Raw genomic sequence first — 13,982 nt, 5'->3', positions numbered from 1 at the left:
TTACAGTTGCATGCGCGGTTGCGCAGCGGTCCCGGCGCGAAGCGCTTGCGCGGCGAGTTGACGCCTCGCCTGGTCAATCGCCGAGGTAAGGTTGCCAAGCGGTGCATCTAGATTGGAAAGGGTGTTTCTGATCGAATCATCGACCTTCAAGCACTGGACAACCGGTTTTCCGCGCTGCAACTTCTGATGCACGACAGCGCGCAGCGACGAGCCCAACAACTGCCGAGCATAGGACTCGCCACCCCGCTCCGCGAGCGTCAGCAGCATCTTGATAGCCGACTCAGGCGAGTCAGCATGGATGCTCGTGAGCACAAGGTGCCCACGAGGCGAGAGGCGCACAAGCTCAGCCGCAGCGTCCTGACCAAGCACCTCACCGAACATGAACATGCTTCGAGTAGCCGCGGGGAACTTGCGCATTGCAGTCTCGACCTCGTACTTGTAGCCCATCGCGGTCGCATCCACTTGCTCGAGGTACCCCTCGCCGTGAAATCCCTCAAAGTCGACTTCAATCGGCGACTCAACACCAAGCGCATACCCACCAAAAGCTTCCAGCCGCGCCTTGACCACAGACCGGAGGGTCGTGGACTTGCCAGCGCCCGTCTCACCACACACGAGGATCAATCCACCCGATCGGAACTCCGGGTCTAGCAACAGTTCTTCCGCTGCTCGACCCAGGTTCAATTCCTTGATCCCGGCCACTTCCTTCCGGCTACGCCTCAACGCATAGCGGTTGGCGCGCATTCGCTGCCCGCGAAAGCGCAAATTGCCGATGTCAAACGCGAGCGCATCCGCGTCGCCGCTGTCGCGATGCTTCTTGAGCCACGTCGTCATATGGAAGAGTACCGGCAGCATTTTCTCCGGCACCTTCGACGGCTTAGACTCGGCAAGCTGCTGACCGTCGTCGTTCACCTCGCGAAAAACCACTGAGGTCTCCGGCTTGTCAATGTCCACATGCCAATCGGAGTACGACGCCGCCTCCAGCAGCAGCAATTCGTCAAGTTCGCTTTGCATGACGCGGCTCGTTCACTTGCTGAAGACGTACACGATGGTGTTCTGGCTTGACGTGCAGCTTGTCCCCGTCAGCCCCGGATCGCTCGCTTGCCCATCCTGCTTGACCAGCGTGCCGTTGACGGTCGTCGTGCGCACTGAGTTGTCCATGCCGGGAACGACGGATTCACATTCGGAATTCGGCACACCCGTCGTAGAGAGACTGATCGCGTTGTTCGAGACGCCACCAATGGTAGCCACTCCCAAGGTCACCGTCCCGCTCCATCGGTTGACCAGGTTGGTCGATGACGGGACTACCCAATCTGTCGGAAACGCCCCGTTATTGACGAGGATCGCCTGAGTAGCCCCCGAGAAATTCGGCCGATTACCATAGATTTTTTGAATCTTCGAGATTACCAGCGGAAGTTCCTTCAGTTCCGCGTTCGCTCGATTGTCTGCAATGACGCCGTTGACCAACTTGACGGCCCCATAAATCAGGAGGGCAATAATTGCCCCGGCGATCGAGAGTTCGATCAACGTGTAGCCCTTTTGCTTGTGCAGGCGCTTGAAATTGCGATTCGAGTGAGCGGACATGGAACCCTCTTGTAGTGTAAAACGATGAATAGATTGCGTATCGATATAATTATACGCATCTGCTGGAGTACGGGCGCCTCGTTTTGAGACGGTCACTTTTTTGCCACCTGTTGATGACGGATGGAGTCGCGGAGACCCGCGCTGAGACCCTGCGCGGTGTAGAGTGTTCCGAGCAAGAGATACGCAACAAGAGCGCCGAGAACAAAAATCAATGCGATATTCAGGGTCTTCGCTGACTTTCTGACCTGTTCGCGCGCCTCCTCAATACCTTCGACGCCCATCCGCTTTATGACCTGATTGAAGTCGGAGCTGCGGCGACTCTGGTCGATCAGTCGGTTAGACAGTTCCTGCCCGAATATTCCGGTGGCGAATGCCTCGCCATAGCTCAGGTTCTTCGTAAGGAGCCGATTCAGGATCGCGTTGATATGCCATCGAAGCCACGGTTTGCCACGACGTTTCAACTTCTCCAAAGATCGAACCAGCGTTTCGCCCGACACCATCAACGACGCCAGCGCCACCATGAAAATCGAACCGTGATAGTCACGGAAGACGCGATACGGAATGTAGTTGTCCACCTTAGCACGTCTGCGCCCACGCCAGTTCGGAATTGACCATTTGAACCACCACAGTAGCGCAACCGCCCCAATAATCAAAAGGAGACCGAAGTGCCGCGCTACATACGAGACGGCATAGATCGATTTCCCCATTGAGTTCCACTTCTCGGGGGGCACGATCGTCGCGTAGACAGGGATCACGAAGAAACTCAGCATGCCGATAAATCCCATGCACACCGTCGTAACCAAAGCCGGCACGAGCATGGCCGCGGCCATCTCAGCCGTCATCGCACGTTGGCTCTTGATAGTCGCTGCCAAGAAGCGGAGTCCTTCATCGACATCGCCTCGCGTCTCGATCGACGCGATCACCAGAAGGTCACTGTCAGGCACGATTCCGCCCAACATGTGCGACAACGACCCCCCCTTCTGATCCAGCCGCTCGAGGAAGATCTTGTACAGCCGACTGTACGGATCTTTCTGCTTGATGGCACGGGCGAGACGAATCGCCAGAAACTTCGCTGTCGGCTCCTTGTCCTTGATCGCCTCCGCCAGATCGATGTAGAACTTCTCCCGCCCACCGCGGAAGCGACGAATAGCGAAGGCGAGTGCTACGCGGTCAAGCTGTTCGCGTGGTTTGCGTTTCTGAGCGGTGCTCATTAAGCGGCCTCAAACATGATTTCGTATTGATCGAAGAGTTCGAATGTCTCTACTTGGCGCGGATCGATCAGACCGGTGTATGCCTTGTACAGTGCGTGCTCGAACATGGTCTTTCCGCGCATGTTTGGCGAGTCGAACCGTTTGTCCCCCTCTGACCTCCAGATGCGCTCAGCCTCGAAATCGTCGTTACGGCGCATGGCCTGAAGAAAGTTTCGAGTCGGCTGATACATCTCCGCCACGACTGTCAGCCCCTTCGTGCCACGGCCACCGCACAAGGGGCAACCGCCCTCTTTCTTTGTGCGCATGTTCGACGTGTCGATCTGAAATCGCTCTCGGATGAACGCGGTGATGTGGGGTATCGTTACGTCCGCGTGCTGATCACTCGAACAGGAACAGAGCTTAGGCACGAGCGATTGAGCAACCACGAGAGACCAAAAGCGCGGACGGGTCAACGTCTCCATAGAGAAGCCAATTTCGCTGCTCGTGAGCCGTACAAATGCGTCCATCACACCGGGCGCGTGTGAGGTCGCAAGCACTTGGTGGCCGGATTCGAGGAGCGTCTTCGCGCAGGTTCCAGAGTCGATATCTCGGATCTCACCCTGCGCGATGATGCATGGATCGCTACGCATCAACACGCCCTGCACTTCTCTGAATGGAGTCTTGTCTGACTCGACGGACAGGGTACGTTGCAGCGAGATCTGCAACGACGTACCATCAACTTCCTTCTCGGTCGGATCTTCGACCATGATGATGTTGAGCTTGTCGCGTTCGGGGAGCGACTCGATGTAGTGCGTGAGCGCTGTCGATTTTCCGGAGTTTGTCTCGCCGACGATCAGGATCATTCCCTTACGAGTGCGGGAGACACGGGCGAACATCTCGGCCTGGTCGTCTTCGTATCCGAAGTCTTGGAAGCGGTCCGCTTTGAACGTCTTGTCCTTCATCAGAAAGCGGATATAGACCGTGAATCCCTCAAACCCTCGCGACGATTGCCAGCGCAAGTTCATCGCCTTCTCCCCTACGCGATAGGGGATCATGCACGACTGGAAATCCTCACTGGTAAACGAGGAGTGCGAGCCAGTGCGATCGGCCATCAGCTTGTTGTACGCATAGCCAAACGCACCATGCAACTGTTCGCGCGTGTAGATGCCCTTCGTCGGCCCCATCATGACCTCCATTTCGCCGTCGATGCGGTACTTAACTACACCGTGCTGCCCCTTGACGATGACGTGAAGATCGGTTGCTCCATTATCGATCCCGTATCGAATGAATGTGTCGAATAAGCGACTTTCCTCGGACGAACTAGCGGCAATGTCATCAGCGAGCGCCTCGTGGCGTTCGGTCTTATAGATTGCAGCGATCAGGTCTCTGTCTGCGAACGCGGCTTTCGTGACGCGCACCTGCGCCTTACGCAGTCGCTCACGCAGGCTGTCGACATGCCTGGATGCTTGGCTGAACGAATCAGAATCAATCAGGATGCTAGCGGTTCCACCCTCATGTCCGGTCACGACGAGAACTGTCCTCAGTGACTCGGGCACCTCAAAGTCTGATTTAGATGCGGTGTAGATGCGATGAATGACCGGCAGTTCTGCAACCGACTGGACACGAGTCCAATTCGGCAACGCCTTTCCCTGGTCGTGCACCACGGGTCGGCCAGGCGCGGGCCTCCCAGCCGGCGCACGCGGCGCAACCACCTTCCGAGGACGCGCGCTGTTCGCGCCATCCACAAACAGGCGACTAAACCATTTCCCCAGGTGTGACGACGTGAACATATCTGTTGCCCTTGGCGAGCCGGCGAGTTTATTGAGCGCCCATACGCGGGAAATTCGGCATCGGCATACCGACCGGTAGGCCGATCGCCGGCATCGCCCCTGCCGTCGTCGTGGTCTGCGCGGTAGTCGCCGGCGAGGTCGTCGGCTCGGCCAAGTAGATGGTCTTGAGCGCTTTCGTTCGCATGTTTCGGAACGTCACCGACGACGGCGAAACTTTGGCGATCGTCCATCCTTTGATAGATCGATCCTTCGTGATCGGGTACGACGGGCCATCGCCGAGCGAAACGTCAACGGTCGTGATGCCGTTCACGCCATAAATTGCATTCACACGGAGATCGTCTACCGGCTTACGTGCTTCCTTCTTCGCATCGCCATCCGCAGTTGCGGTCGCGGGCGGCAACTGAACCGGAGAAGTCGCCGGCACCTGTGCGGCTTGCGCCAGCTTTGCGCCGCTGTCCTCCTGCAACTTCTTGTCCATCTCATGCACAAGCGCCTGGCGCTGTTTGTCCACGAGCATGTCGAGCGTATCAGCGATGGCCCCCTGTGCAATCGTGGCCAGGGAGACAACGAACACCAGTCCGCTAGTCTTTGACATAGTATTTCCCTTGAAACGTGAATTTCGGATCGGCCCCGCCGGTACTTACATCGATCTCATCGATGGACATCGAACTCGGCAGACGCGCGATGGTTTCCTTCAAAAGCGCGGCCGGCCCTGCTCCGCTCACTGCACCCGCTCTCACAACGTCGCGAAGGGCCGCGGCATTCCATTGCGGCTCGGCCCCAAAGACAGTCGGTTGGTCAAACGTGAGCGTTACACCAGCGAGCGCCAGATCCTGTGCCAAGGAGCCCACTCGCAGCTTGAACTGCGGAAATGTCGAGAAAGTGCTTCTGTCGAGATACGCGGCCTGCACCGGCGCGTTCGGAACGCTGTAGGAAGCAGTCTTCCCGTCGAGGGAAAGGTCATAGTCGTGCGGTCCGAGCGCAGCAACCAACGTCTCGAAGTTCCCACCCTGGATAGTCCATGTGTAGACGCACGCCGACACCTGGCAAGAGATCTTCGATAGAAACCACCCGCCTTGCAGCGGATCGATCTGCCAACTGCCAAGAAGCGCCGGCGCAGCCGCGGTAACTGGCGTCCCGGCGGACGCAAGCTTTCCGGCGATAGTCCTCTGGTACGTGACGTTCGGATCTTCCTGTTTTGCGGGGCTCTTTTGCGGCTTCTCTTTGAAGTTCGGTAATGCCAAATAGATTCCGACACCGACAAGCACCGCGAGCAAGGCAATTTGCTTGACGTTGACACCTTTGCTCGCCCTTTTTAGCGTCGCCCCCGCGACGCTACCCTCGCTTACAAGTTCTTGAAGCGTGATCGGGATCGTACTGCTGTAGACGGCTTCGTAGTTTCCGAAGAACGTAAACGTCACACCCCCGCTGTCTGCTTCGATCTGCCGGATGCGCTCTTCCGCATCACCGATATCTCCGCAAAAATCACCTGATGACATCGGCAGGCCATCCTTAAGAACGGCCATGCGAGCGGTCTGCCCTTCGATCTCGATCCAGATTGCATTAGGCGTGACTTGCGGGAAGGTCGCCAACAAAACAGATGCGGAGAGCAGCTTCGACTTCGCTGCCTTCGGAAGACTTTCGGGCACCTCACTGTCGGTCAGGAACCCGATCATGATCGCCTGATCGTTCGAGTAACGCACCTCGAACGCAGCGTCCATGTCGGAGACGAGCGCCTGCACCTCCTTCTTCTCGGAAGTCTCGCCGGTCAAGGGAACCCAATCCAGACCGAATACAACGTGATGGCCGTCAACGGCAACGAGTCGCACTGACATAGCATCCTGCCTTAAATTGCGCCTTCGGCCACAACCGGTGTCACGAGGATCACGACAGCCTCGCGATTCGTAGAGCCGTTGAACGAGCCGCCGAGACCAACCGGAGCCTTGTCCGTTAGCGTCCGCTTGTCATACTGACCCTGTTCGCGCTCATAGCCCGAGAGCACGAGTGTGTCACCTGGTCGCAATGCAACCTTCTGCAGGAAATCGGTGCTCGAGATCGTCGGCGTCTGGATACTATTCTGGTTGCTGCCGCTACCAGACGTTTGCTTGTCCAGTGAATCGAGCGACGAAATACCCATCGAGAACTGGAGCAGGATGCTGTTGCTGTCGAGGATGGTCGGCAAAAGATTGAGCATGAAACCGGTCGTGACCGTTCCCGGTGTAAGACCAGGTGTGCCGCCGACATTGCCGGACGCGCCGGCCGGCGCAGGAGTAATCTCGGCCAAATACCCGGTTTGCTGCGTGATGGCCACCGGAACGGGCTGGCGGTTCACGGTCATCGCATTGGCCGTCGTTACGACCTTGACCCGACCGTAGTCTTGCAGCGCATTGAACATGGCCTTTGACCCCGACCACGCCGACGACGACCCGCTCGTCGGCGTCAGGACCGACGCACCCAAGCTGCCCGCCGTCGTGGAAACGAGTGACGTTGGCGACGTGAAGGAAAGCGCCCAAGGAACCATATTGGTGACCTTGTTGAAGACGACGTTCCAGTCGATGCCATATTGCTGACCGCTCGTCAGCTTCACCGATAGCACCTCCACGCGCATCACAATCTGGCGCGTCAGCAGCCCGTTCTCGTGGTCGATGATTCGCGAAATCTCATCGACGGCAGCCTTCGTGTCGGTAACGGTGATAGTCCCCGTTGCCTCGGAGATCCAGTACCGGCCAGGCGGGGTTTTAATCGCCTTGATTTGTCCTTCCACCGACGTCCAGACGCTATAGGCGGAATCCATCTTGATCTTCGTGTTCGAAGAATAGCCGCCGCTGTTCTGCGAGGTTCCGCCTTGCGCTCCGCCTTGGGTGCCCGTTTGCGTCTGCCCGTCGCGACCGAGCGACGCGTCGAACCCCGAGGAGCCAGGCAGCGCCTTCAGAGACAGAACTTTCGTGACGAACCGGCGAATGGTGATAACGCCATCGTGGTAGTCCCAGGACAACCCACCTTTCGCACAGGTCAGTTCAAGGAACCCCTGCAGGGTTCCCACGTAGTTCATGTTGTACTTGGTCTCGTCCGATCGACCGCCATACGATGTCGAGGACAGGCCCGCAGCGAGCGATCCGCCGGCAGCAGGACTCGGCAACGGCGGCAACGAAGCGGGAGCGGGAGCCGCAGCGACGCCGCCGGCAGTCGCAGATGCAGAGCCGCCACCGCCCGATCTGTCCATGAAAGCCGAAAGCGGCATCAACGCGTCCGGCTGCACGCGAACCGGAATACCCGTGAGCTTCGTCAGTCGCTCAGCCAGAAGCTGAAGATCGCCCGGACCGTCCTTGAACTGAAACTGGAAATCGTTCTTTTTGAAGATCTCGGGCAGCGTTGCGTCCGATGTCATCGGCACCGCTCGACCACCCAACCATGCGCCATTGACACGCTGCACGACGCGAACGTTCGACGTCGCATTCTGGATGGTTGCCATACGATTGTAGGCTCCCACCTGATCCGCAACCTGGGCCGATTGATGGTCAACATCGCGCTGCATGGTGTTGCACGCCGACAGCGCGAATACGAGAACCGCCGCCGCGATGGCGCGTTGGTTTACTTGTCGCATTCTTTCTTGTCCCCGTAGTGAAGCACACGAACCACGTGATTGGCCTCGTACATGCACGCGAGCGCCGGATAGTCGCTATATCGCAGCGAACCCATGAACTGATCCACCGCATTCTCGAAACTGCCGGTGAACGAACCCTCCAGTTGCACGGGATAGTCGTATCCGATCTCCCACGAGACTTGCCAGCCAGCATCTTTCGCCCATCGAATCAGCGTCTGACGCAAGGTCACATCACTCGCCCTCACTTCCCACCGCATTGCGACAGCCAGCGGAGCCCCCGGTTTTGCGGAAGCGTCTTTGGCGTTGCCATTCGCAGCGATCAACGACACCGTCGACGCGACGCGCCTGAACGTGACGACACGTTGCTTCCAGTCGATTGTGGCCTCGACGTTTCCAATTGGCGTGATAGCGTCGGTCAAAACAGCATCCCAAGCCTTTCCGCCGTTCCACGCTACAAGTTGCTGCGTGTCCACGTTGCCGAAATCGAGTCGAAACTCTCGGGGCACGACTACCGGGGCCATGTCGCCCAACGCGATGTCGGTCCCTTTCCCACGCGGAACACTGACGTTCGATGGGCGCATGCCAACCTGGTTAACCTTCCGTCCAGACGACGGCACGGCAGGAGCCTCGATCAGCGGACTGGATGCGACTTCAGGAGCCGGTCCGGCCACGGCAAGCTGCTGCTGCGCGGCTTCGTTCACGAAGCCAGCCTGGGCACTCGGCGCGCAGGCGATACCGATACCGAATGCCGCCATGGCGATGACGATCTTGGTGTTGTGCATCTCGCACCCTCTCATTCTCAATATCTCCGGTGATGCCACCAAGCACGCGCATGGACCACGGCCCCACGCAATTTGTGGCGAATTGCGCGAAGAAGCACCGGAAGGGTGTATCCCCGCTTCTCCATAATGAAAAATCCGACAATCGCAAGTAGAGCCAGTGCGAAAGACCACTTACGCGGATAGAACAACGCACCCAAGAGTGGGAAGAAGGCGCGCGCATCGACCGGCCCGACGCGCGGAATCAAGGCGGCATCCCGCCATATCGAACGACGCATGTTCTTCATACAATCGCCTCGCCCGCATAGCGCCGGAACGCCTTCTGGTCAATCAGACCACTATCGAGCAGAGTTCGAAGGCCGGTCGCCATATCCTGCTTTTTCTCGGCAACGACCTTTCGAAGAAACGCGCCCCATTGCGTGTAGGGCATATCACTCATTTCCCGCTTGATGTCGCGATCGAAATAGAGATACTCCCGGACTGCATGACGATTGCCGTCAAGCGTCGGCACCAGAATCTGCACCACGATCAGTCGTAGTGAACCGAGAATCTTGGAGGCGATCGCGGAGTGCTGATCGGCAGGAAATACTTGAATAGCACGGCTTATCGTCTCCGGCACGCTTTCCGTGTGCATCGTTCCGTACGCACCATGGCCCGTAAGCGCTGCCTCTACCAACGCGCTGATTGTTTCTGCATCGCGCGCCTCGCCGATACCGATCAAAGTCGGTTTGCATCGCATGGCGTTGCGGATGCCACGCGCGAAGCTCGGGATATGACGGCCGATCTGCATTTGCCGGATCTTCGGTCCTGCGTTCTTGACCTTCGTGAACAGAAATTCAATCGGGTCTTCATAGAGCAGGATCTTCACGTCACCGTCAGTTTCCGACGTGTGAGCGTAAAACGACGATTGGAGCGTTGTCTTTCCTGAACCGGTAGGCCCACACACGAGAACGAGACCGCGCGGTTGAAACAGGTTTTCGCGGATTCCCACAGGAAGGTTGAGCGAGTCCAAGGCGGGCGGAACTTCGGGAATCGTCCGCATCGTGATGGACAAACCATCTTCTGCATCGCCGACTTGAGCGCCGGCGATGTTGACGCGATATCGACGCGTGTCGCGCTCGACCACGAATCGGTAAGGCCGGTCAGCGTCGTTTCCGCCCTTGATGACGCCGATCACCTCGCTTCCGAATGCAATCGAGAGCAGCGTCTTGATCTCGCCGTCTTTGATCGTCCGTGTAGTGAGTGGTGCCTGACGGCCCTTGATTTCTCCCCACACCACGTCGCCCGTCTGGAACAGAATGTCCGAAGACCCCACGTCGTTGCAGTACGAGAGGAAGGACTGAAGGCTGTCCAGCCCGAAATTCGGCAGGAGATTAAACGGTTCGGGGCGAACAATCACTTGGCCCCTCGCTTTGCACCAACCGCATCAGACGCGCCGGGTGCAACAGTAGCTTGCCACTTGTTGGGGTCCGTCACGAAGCCACCATGATCCGTTACCCGATACAGCGTGTCGCCCACATTGATCTGGTTTCTGTCACCGGAAACGATGCTCGGTGCAACGGCTACTGTCGGCTCGGAAACCATGCCCTTGTTGAGCAGTTCGGAATAGCGCAGCATGCCCATATAGTCACGGTCGAGCCGCGCGCGGTTTGTCTCCAGGATCTGGTCCGCGAGCTTTTGGCCTTGCGCGTACCCGATCATGATCTGATCCTTCCAGTACGCGCGCTCGGCCGAAGTCTTCGGCAGAACAGCAGCGAACGGTAGATCCTGCGTTTGCTTGATGCGCAGCCCGACAAACAGATAATCCCGCCACGATGGCGCGATCGTCACAAACCTGGCAGGCGAGATGATCTTGTACATGCGGTCGGCCGCGCGAATCTGGTCGGCCGTCGCCTCCACCGCATCACGCGCCTCGCTGATGACTGGCGGAAGCATCCCGTTTTTCATCACGAGCGCGCTGAACCGGTACAGCGTGTCGAGCCGCGTTGCGCGCGCTTCGAGTTCCCCGATCAGAATGGCAGAGCGATCCGCAAGGCCCTTGTGGCTTCCAAGGGGCAACGCCACCTCGCTCAGCATGTTCGCTCGTACGGGCGAGATGGCAGCAACAGCGGGGAGCGAATCCACCGAGAGGTTAGCGAGGTCATCCAGAGACATATCCGCCCGCGCGGGCTCGACCGACAGGCCGCACCATAGCGCCGCGCACGCGGATATGAGAACCGTCCGCTTAAATCGCACGGTAGTGAATCTCCAGGGAGTCGGCTTTCAGCACCACGTCGGCTCGACCACCTAGTTGCGTGCCGATGTTTTGGAGGACGTCGATGAAGCTTTCATTCGTGGCATCGATCGAAACCGGCACCGGCACCGCGCGACCGAGAGCCGAGAACTTCAACCCTTTGGCTTCGGCAAGCTTACGCAGCACCTCCGGCGCATCGCCCTGCCAGTCGACAGTCACGAGATCACCGTTCACGACCACGGTTCCCGTCTTGGGTGCAACGGACGACAGACCTCCCGCGCGCGAGATATCACCGAGGAGGCGATCGATCTTCTTGGCGGACTCATTCAATTGCGCGTCAAGCATTCGACCCGTCTGGTCAACCGCAACAGGCGGCTGCGCACAGCCCGCAACCCCGCTGACTGCGATGAATAGTGCTACGCGTGTCAGTTGCATAGATTTGCTCTTATCTGTAGCCGGTCGGCCGGCCGAAAAATTACGTATCAAGCGTAGCATACGTAAAACTCTCGATCAACGACTTGTTGCGTATCGGTTAAATCCTACGCATTTTAACAACGCGCCCTGCTTGCCCTTCTTCACGACACCCCGACAGAAATCGACGCACAAACAACGCCAACATGCGTCGTTCCGCTGCGCGCGGAGATCGTCACTCCAGCACGCCATTTAATACAACGACGCACACATGCGTCGTTCCGGCGTCGTGAGCAGTGTGTGCACGCGCAAACGACGCATATTCTTATTGCGTATCATTGCAACGATACGTAAGATGCCTACCAATGACGCAGCGGTGCGTCGTTTCCTTTGAGAGGGCTATGACAATGAGTAAGGAATTGGCTGTTCGTGCGGTCGATGTCGGTTACGGCAATACGAAATTCACGGTTGGCGCGCTGAACCAAGGTCTGAACGAGATCTGCGATATGTTCCCGTCGTTGACGCCGACCGCGTTGCAGAACAACTTCTCGCACGCGATCGGGCAGGAACGCGACACCGTGAAGATTTCCCTCGACGGCGAGACCTACGAGGTCGGCAAGGAGGTGCGCCTGGCGCTCGGTGGCGGCAGCCATGACCGTGTGCTCGACGAAAACTTCTGCCTCTCGAACCGCTATCTCGCGCTGGTCCGCGCGTCATTGGCCTACATGAAGGTGGACGATATCGCGTGCCTCGTCCTCGGCCTGCCCCTGACCACCTACGAGGCCAAGCGCCGACAGCTCGAAGAGTTCGTGTGCGGCCAGCATACCTTCGGCGAGAAAGCCGTAACGATTCAAAAGGTTACGGTTGTCCCGCAACCGATGGGCGGCTTCTACGATTACGTCGTCCAGAACGGCATGAGCCACGCTTTCGATGAACGCAACCTCATCATCGATCCCGGCTTTTACACGCTGGATTGGGTTACGTCCGAGGGTGATCGTCCGATCGATTCCCGCTCGGCGGCCGTCAACGACGCCGGCGCGTCCACGATTCTTGCCTCCGTGCGAGAAGCGATCGAGGCGGATCTCAAATGCGATCCGGGCGACATCATGCGCATTGACGAATCGCTTCGCACGGGCCGCCCGCTGCGGGTCTACGGCAAGCAGGTCGATCTCGAGAAATACCGTCCGCTGATCCGTCAGCAGGCCGATGGTGCGGTCAACAAGCTCATCAGCGGCGCGAAGGGCGTGGTCGATATCGAAAACGTGATCCTTGTGGGCGGGGCAACGCACCTGTACCTCGACGCAGTGAAAGCCCGGTTCCCGAATCTGGAGGTGCACGTAGGCACCGATCCCGTTTTCGCCAACGTCCGCGGCTTCCAAATGCTGGGTGAACAATGGCTGAAGTCGAACGCAAGCCGCTGAGGATCAACGGCACGGTGAACGACGCCACCGACAGAGCGCTGTACAACGCCCTGTCGGAAGTCAGCCTGTACAAGCGCATGGCCAGGTTGAGGCAGCTTGCCGCGCTCGGATTGATGGTGGAGCAGGGCACGCTGCCTGTTTCCACGCAGCGTCCAGCCGTCGCCGTCGCGCTTCCGCAAGCACCTGTTCCTGCGCCGAAAGATCCCACTCCAGCGCCTGCCAAGGCCCCGACAACGGAAGAGAATTCGCGCGTGGTAACTGCCGAGGTACGCAACACGCCTGAAGTCGTTCACGACACGAAGCCGCCGAAACGTAAGGTGGATTTGTCGTTGATGGACAAGATGAACCTCAACATCATGAGGTAGCTCGAAGGTTGTTACCACGCATCGCCGTATGCGTGGTAACAACCGAATCCTGTGGAATATCGCTGCTCGCCACCACCCGCGACCAATTCACCTCACCGTCGCTCTCTGCCGGCGGCCGCTTCGGCCTGCTTCCACCGCCCGCCTGGTCACTTCGACCAGCAGCCGCACTCCGTCCCGCAGGGTCGCTGCTTCGTCAGGCGCACACCGCACATTCGCAGTCGGCAGATCGCGCCAACCTATTCGCTCGTGTCCCAACAACACCCGGTCACTCACGGCGAACGTTTTCCATTCGGTGCAGGTATCATGCGTGAAACAGATCCCTATATGGCGGTTACACCGCAGCGAAGATGCGTGTGTAACGCGGCTATATGGAATATAGCCGCTACGTGATACCTCACCGTGTAACGAAAACTCACCACAACAGGACACGACAACACTGGGACACCGCACGAGCAGGAGCCGAACCGCCAGCACACGATCGACCGTGGCCGGTCCGCAAGGCAGGACACCATCAAACGGGAAGCGGATAAAGCGGCAAACGGACGGCCCGAATGCGAGCGGACGGGATACCATCGCAGCCGACACCCACAAGCGGGACCGCACCAAGA

14 protein-coding genes are annotated in these 13,982 nt (G+C 58.4%); 2 read left to right on the top strand and 12 right to left on the bottom strand.

Annotated features, from left to right (window positions below):
- The 12 genes from G3N96_RS04875 to G3N96_RS04820 form a co-directional block, all read right to left on the bottom strand.
- Nucleotides 1-1,011, bottom strand: a complete 1,011-nt coding sequence (locus G3N96_RS04875; RefSeq protein ID WP_206136450.1) for an ATPase, T2SS/T4P/T4SS family — start codon at nt 1,009-1,011, stop codon at nt 1-3.
- A 12-nt stretch (nt 1,012-1,023) separates the two neighbouring features.
- Nucleotides 1,024-1,581 carry a type 4 pilus major pilin gene (locus G3N96_RS04870; RefSeq protein ID WP_206136449.1) on the bottom strand — a complete coding sequence of 186 codons (558 nt, stop codon included), beginning with the start codon at nt 1,579-1,581 and terminating at the stop codon, nt 1,024-1,026.
- Nucleotides 1,582-1,673: 92 nt separating this feature from the next.
- On the bottom strand, nt 1,674-2,792 hold the full coding sequence (locus G3N96_RS04865) for a type II secretion system F family protein (protein ID WP_206136448.1): 1,119 nt from the start codon (nt 2,790-2,792) through the stop codon (nt 1,674-1,676).
- Nucleotides 2,792-4,435: an ATPase, T2SS/T4P/T4SS family gene (locus G3N96_RS04860; RefSeq protein WP_206136447.1), complete on the bottom strand. Its 1,644-nt coding sequence runs from the start codon at nt 4,433-4,435 to the stop codon at nt 2,792-2,794. Before G3N96_RS04860 ends, G3N96_RS04865 begins: the two co-directional genes overlap by 1 nt.
- Nucleotides 4,436-4,589: 154 nt before the next feature.
- Nucleotides 4,590-5,156 carry a hypothetical protein gene (locus G3N96_RS04855; protein WP_206136446.1) on the bottom strand — a complete coding sequence of 189 codons (567 nt, stop codon included), beginning with the start codon at nt 5,154-5,156 and terminating at the stop codon, nt 4,590-4,592.
- On the bottom strand, nt 5,143-6,396 hold the full coding sequence (gene pilO2, locus G3N96_RS04850) for a type 4b pilus protein PilO2 (RefSeq protein ID WP_277399428.1): 1,254 nt from the start codon (nt 6,394-6,396) through the stop codon (nt 5,143-5,145). The genes G3N96_RS04855 and pilO2 overlap by 14 nt, the downstream gene beginning before the upstream one ends.
- Before the next feature lie 11 nt (nt 6,397-6,407).
- Nucleotides 6,408-8,165, bottom strand: a complete 1,758-nt coding sequence (locus tag G3N96_RS04845; RefSeq protein ID WP_206136444.1) for a PilN family type IVB pilus formation outer membrane protein — start codon at nt 8,163-8,165, stop codon at nt 6,408-6,410.
- Nucleotides 8,153-8,947, bottom strand: coding sequence for a toxin co-regulated pilus biosynthesis Q family protein (locus G3N96_RS04840; protein WP_206136443.1), 795 nt, complete (start codon nt 8,945-8,947; stop codon nt 8,153-8,155). Before G3N96_RS04840 ends, G3N96_RS04845 begins: the two co-directional genes overlap by 13 nt.
- A 17-nt stretch (nt 8,948-8,964) precedes the next feature.
- A complete protein-coding gene (icmT, locus tag G3N96_RS04835) occupies nt 8,965-9,231 on the bottom strand; it encodes an IcmT/TraK family protein (RefSeq protein ID WP_206136442.1) in 267 nt (88 codons plus the stop codon).
- Complete coding sequence (locus tag G3N96_RS04830) at nt 9,228-10,343, bottom strand: ATPase, T2SS/T4P/T4SS family (RefSeq protein WP_206136441.1); 1,116 nt, start codon at nt 10,341-10,343, stop codon at nt 9,228-9,230. Before G3N96_RS04830 ends, icmT begins: the two co-directional genes overlap by 4 nt.
- On the bottom strand, nt 10,340-11,020 hold the full coding sequence (locus G3N96_RS04825) for a type IV secretory system conjugative DNA transfer family protein (RefSeq protein WP_206136440.1): 681 nt from the start codon (nt 11,018-11,020) through the stop codon (nt 10,340-10,342). Before G3N96_RS04825 ends, G3N96_RS04830 begins: the two co-directional genes overlap by 4 nt.
- 148 nt (nt 11,021-11,168) lie before the next feature.
- A complete protein-coding gene (locus G3N96_RS04820; RefSeq protein WP_206136439.1) occupies nt 11,169-11,612 on the bottom strand; it encodes a DotD/TraH family lipoprotein in 444 nt (147 codons plus the stop codon).
- A gap of 383 nt (nt 11,613-11,995) precedes the next feature.
- Here G3N96_RS04820 and G3N96_RS04815 point away from each other — a divergent pair, with 383 nt between their 5' ends.
- Complete coding sequence (locus G3N96_RS04815) at nt 11,996-13,009, top strand: PRTRC system protein D (RefSeq protein WP_206136438.1); 1,014 nt, start codon at nt 11,996-11,998, stop codon at nt 13,007-13,009.
- Nucleotides 12,982-13,374, top strand: coding sequence for a hypothetical protein (locus tag G3N96_RS04810; protein WP_206136437.1), 393 nt, complete (start codon nt 12,982-12,984; stop codon nt 13,372-13,374). Before G3N96_RS04815 ends, G3N96_RS04810 begins: the two co-directional genes overlap by 28 nt.
- Nucleotides 13,375-13,982 lie beyond the last annotated feature (608 nt).

The organism is Burkholderia sp. Se-20373 (assembly GCF_017104705.1).
Lineage (GTDB): Bacteria > Pseudomonadota > Gammaproteobacteria > Burkholderiales > Burkholderiaceae > Burkholderia.
This window is presented reverse-complemented; position numbering and strand designations above follow the sequence as displayed.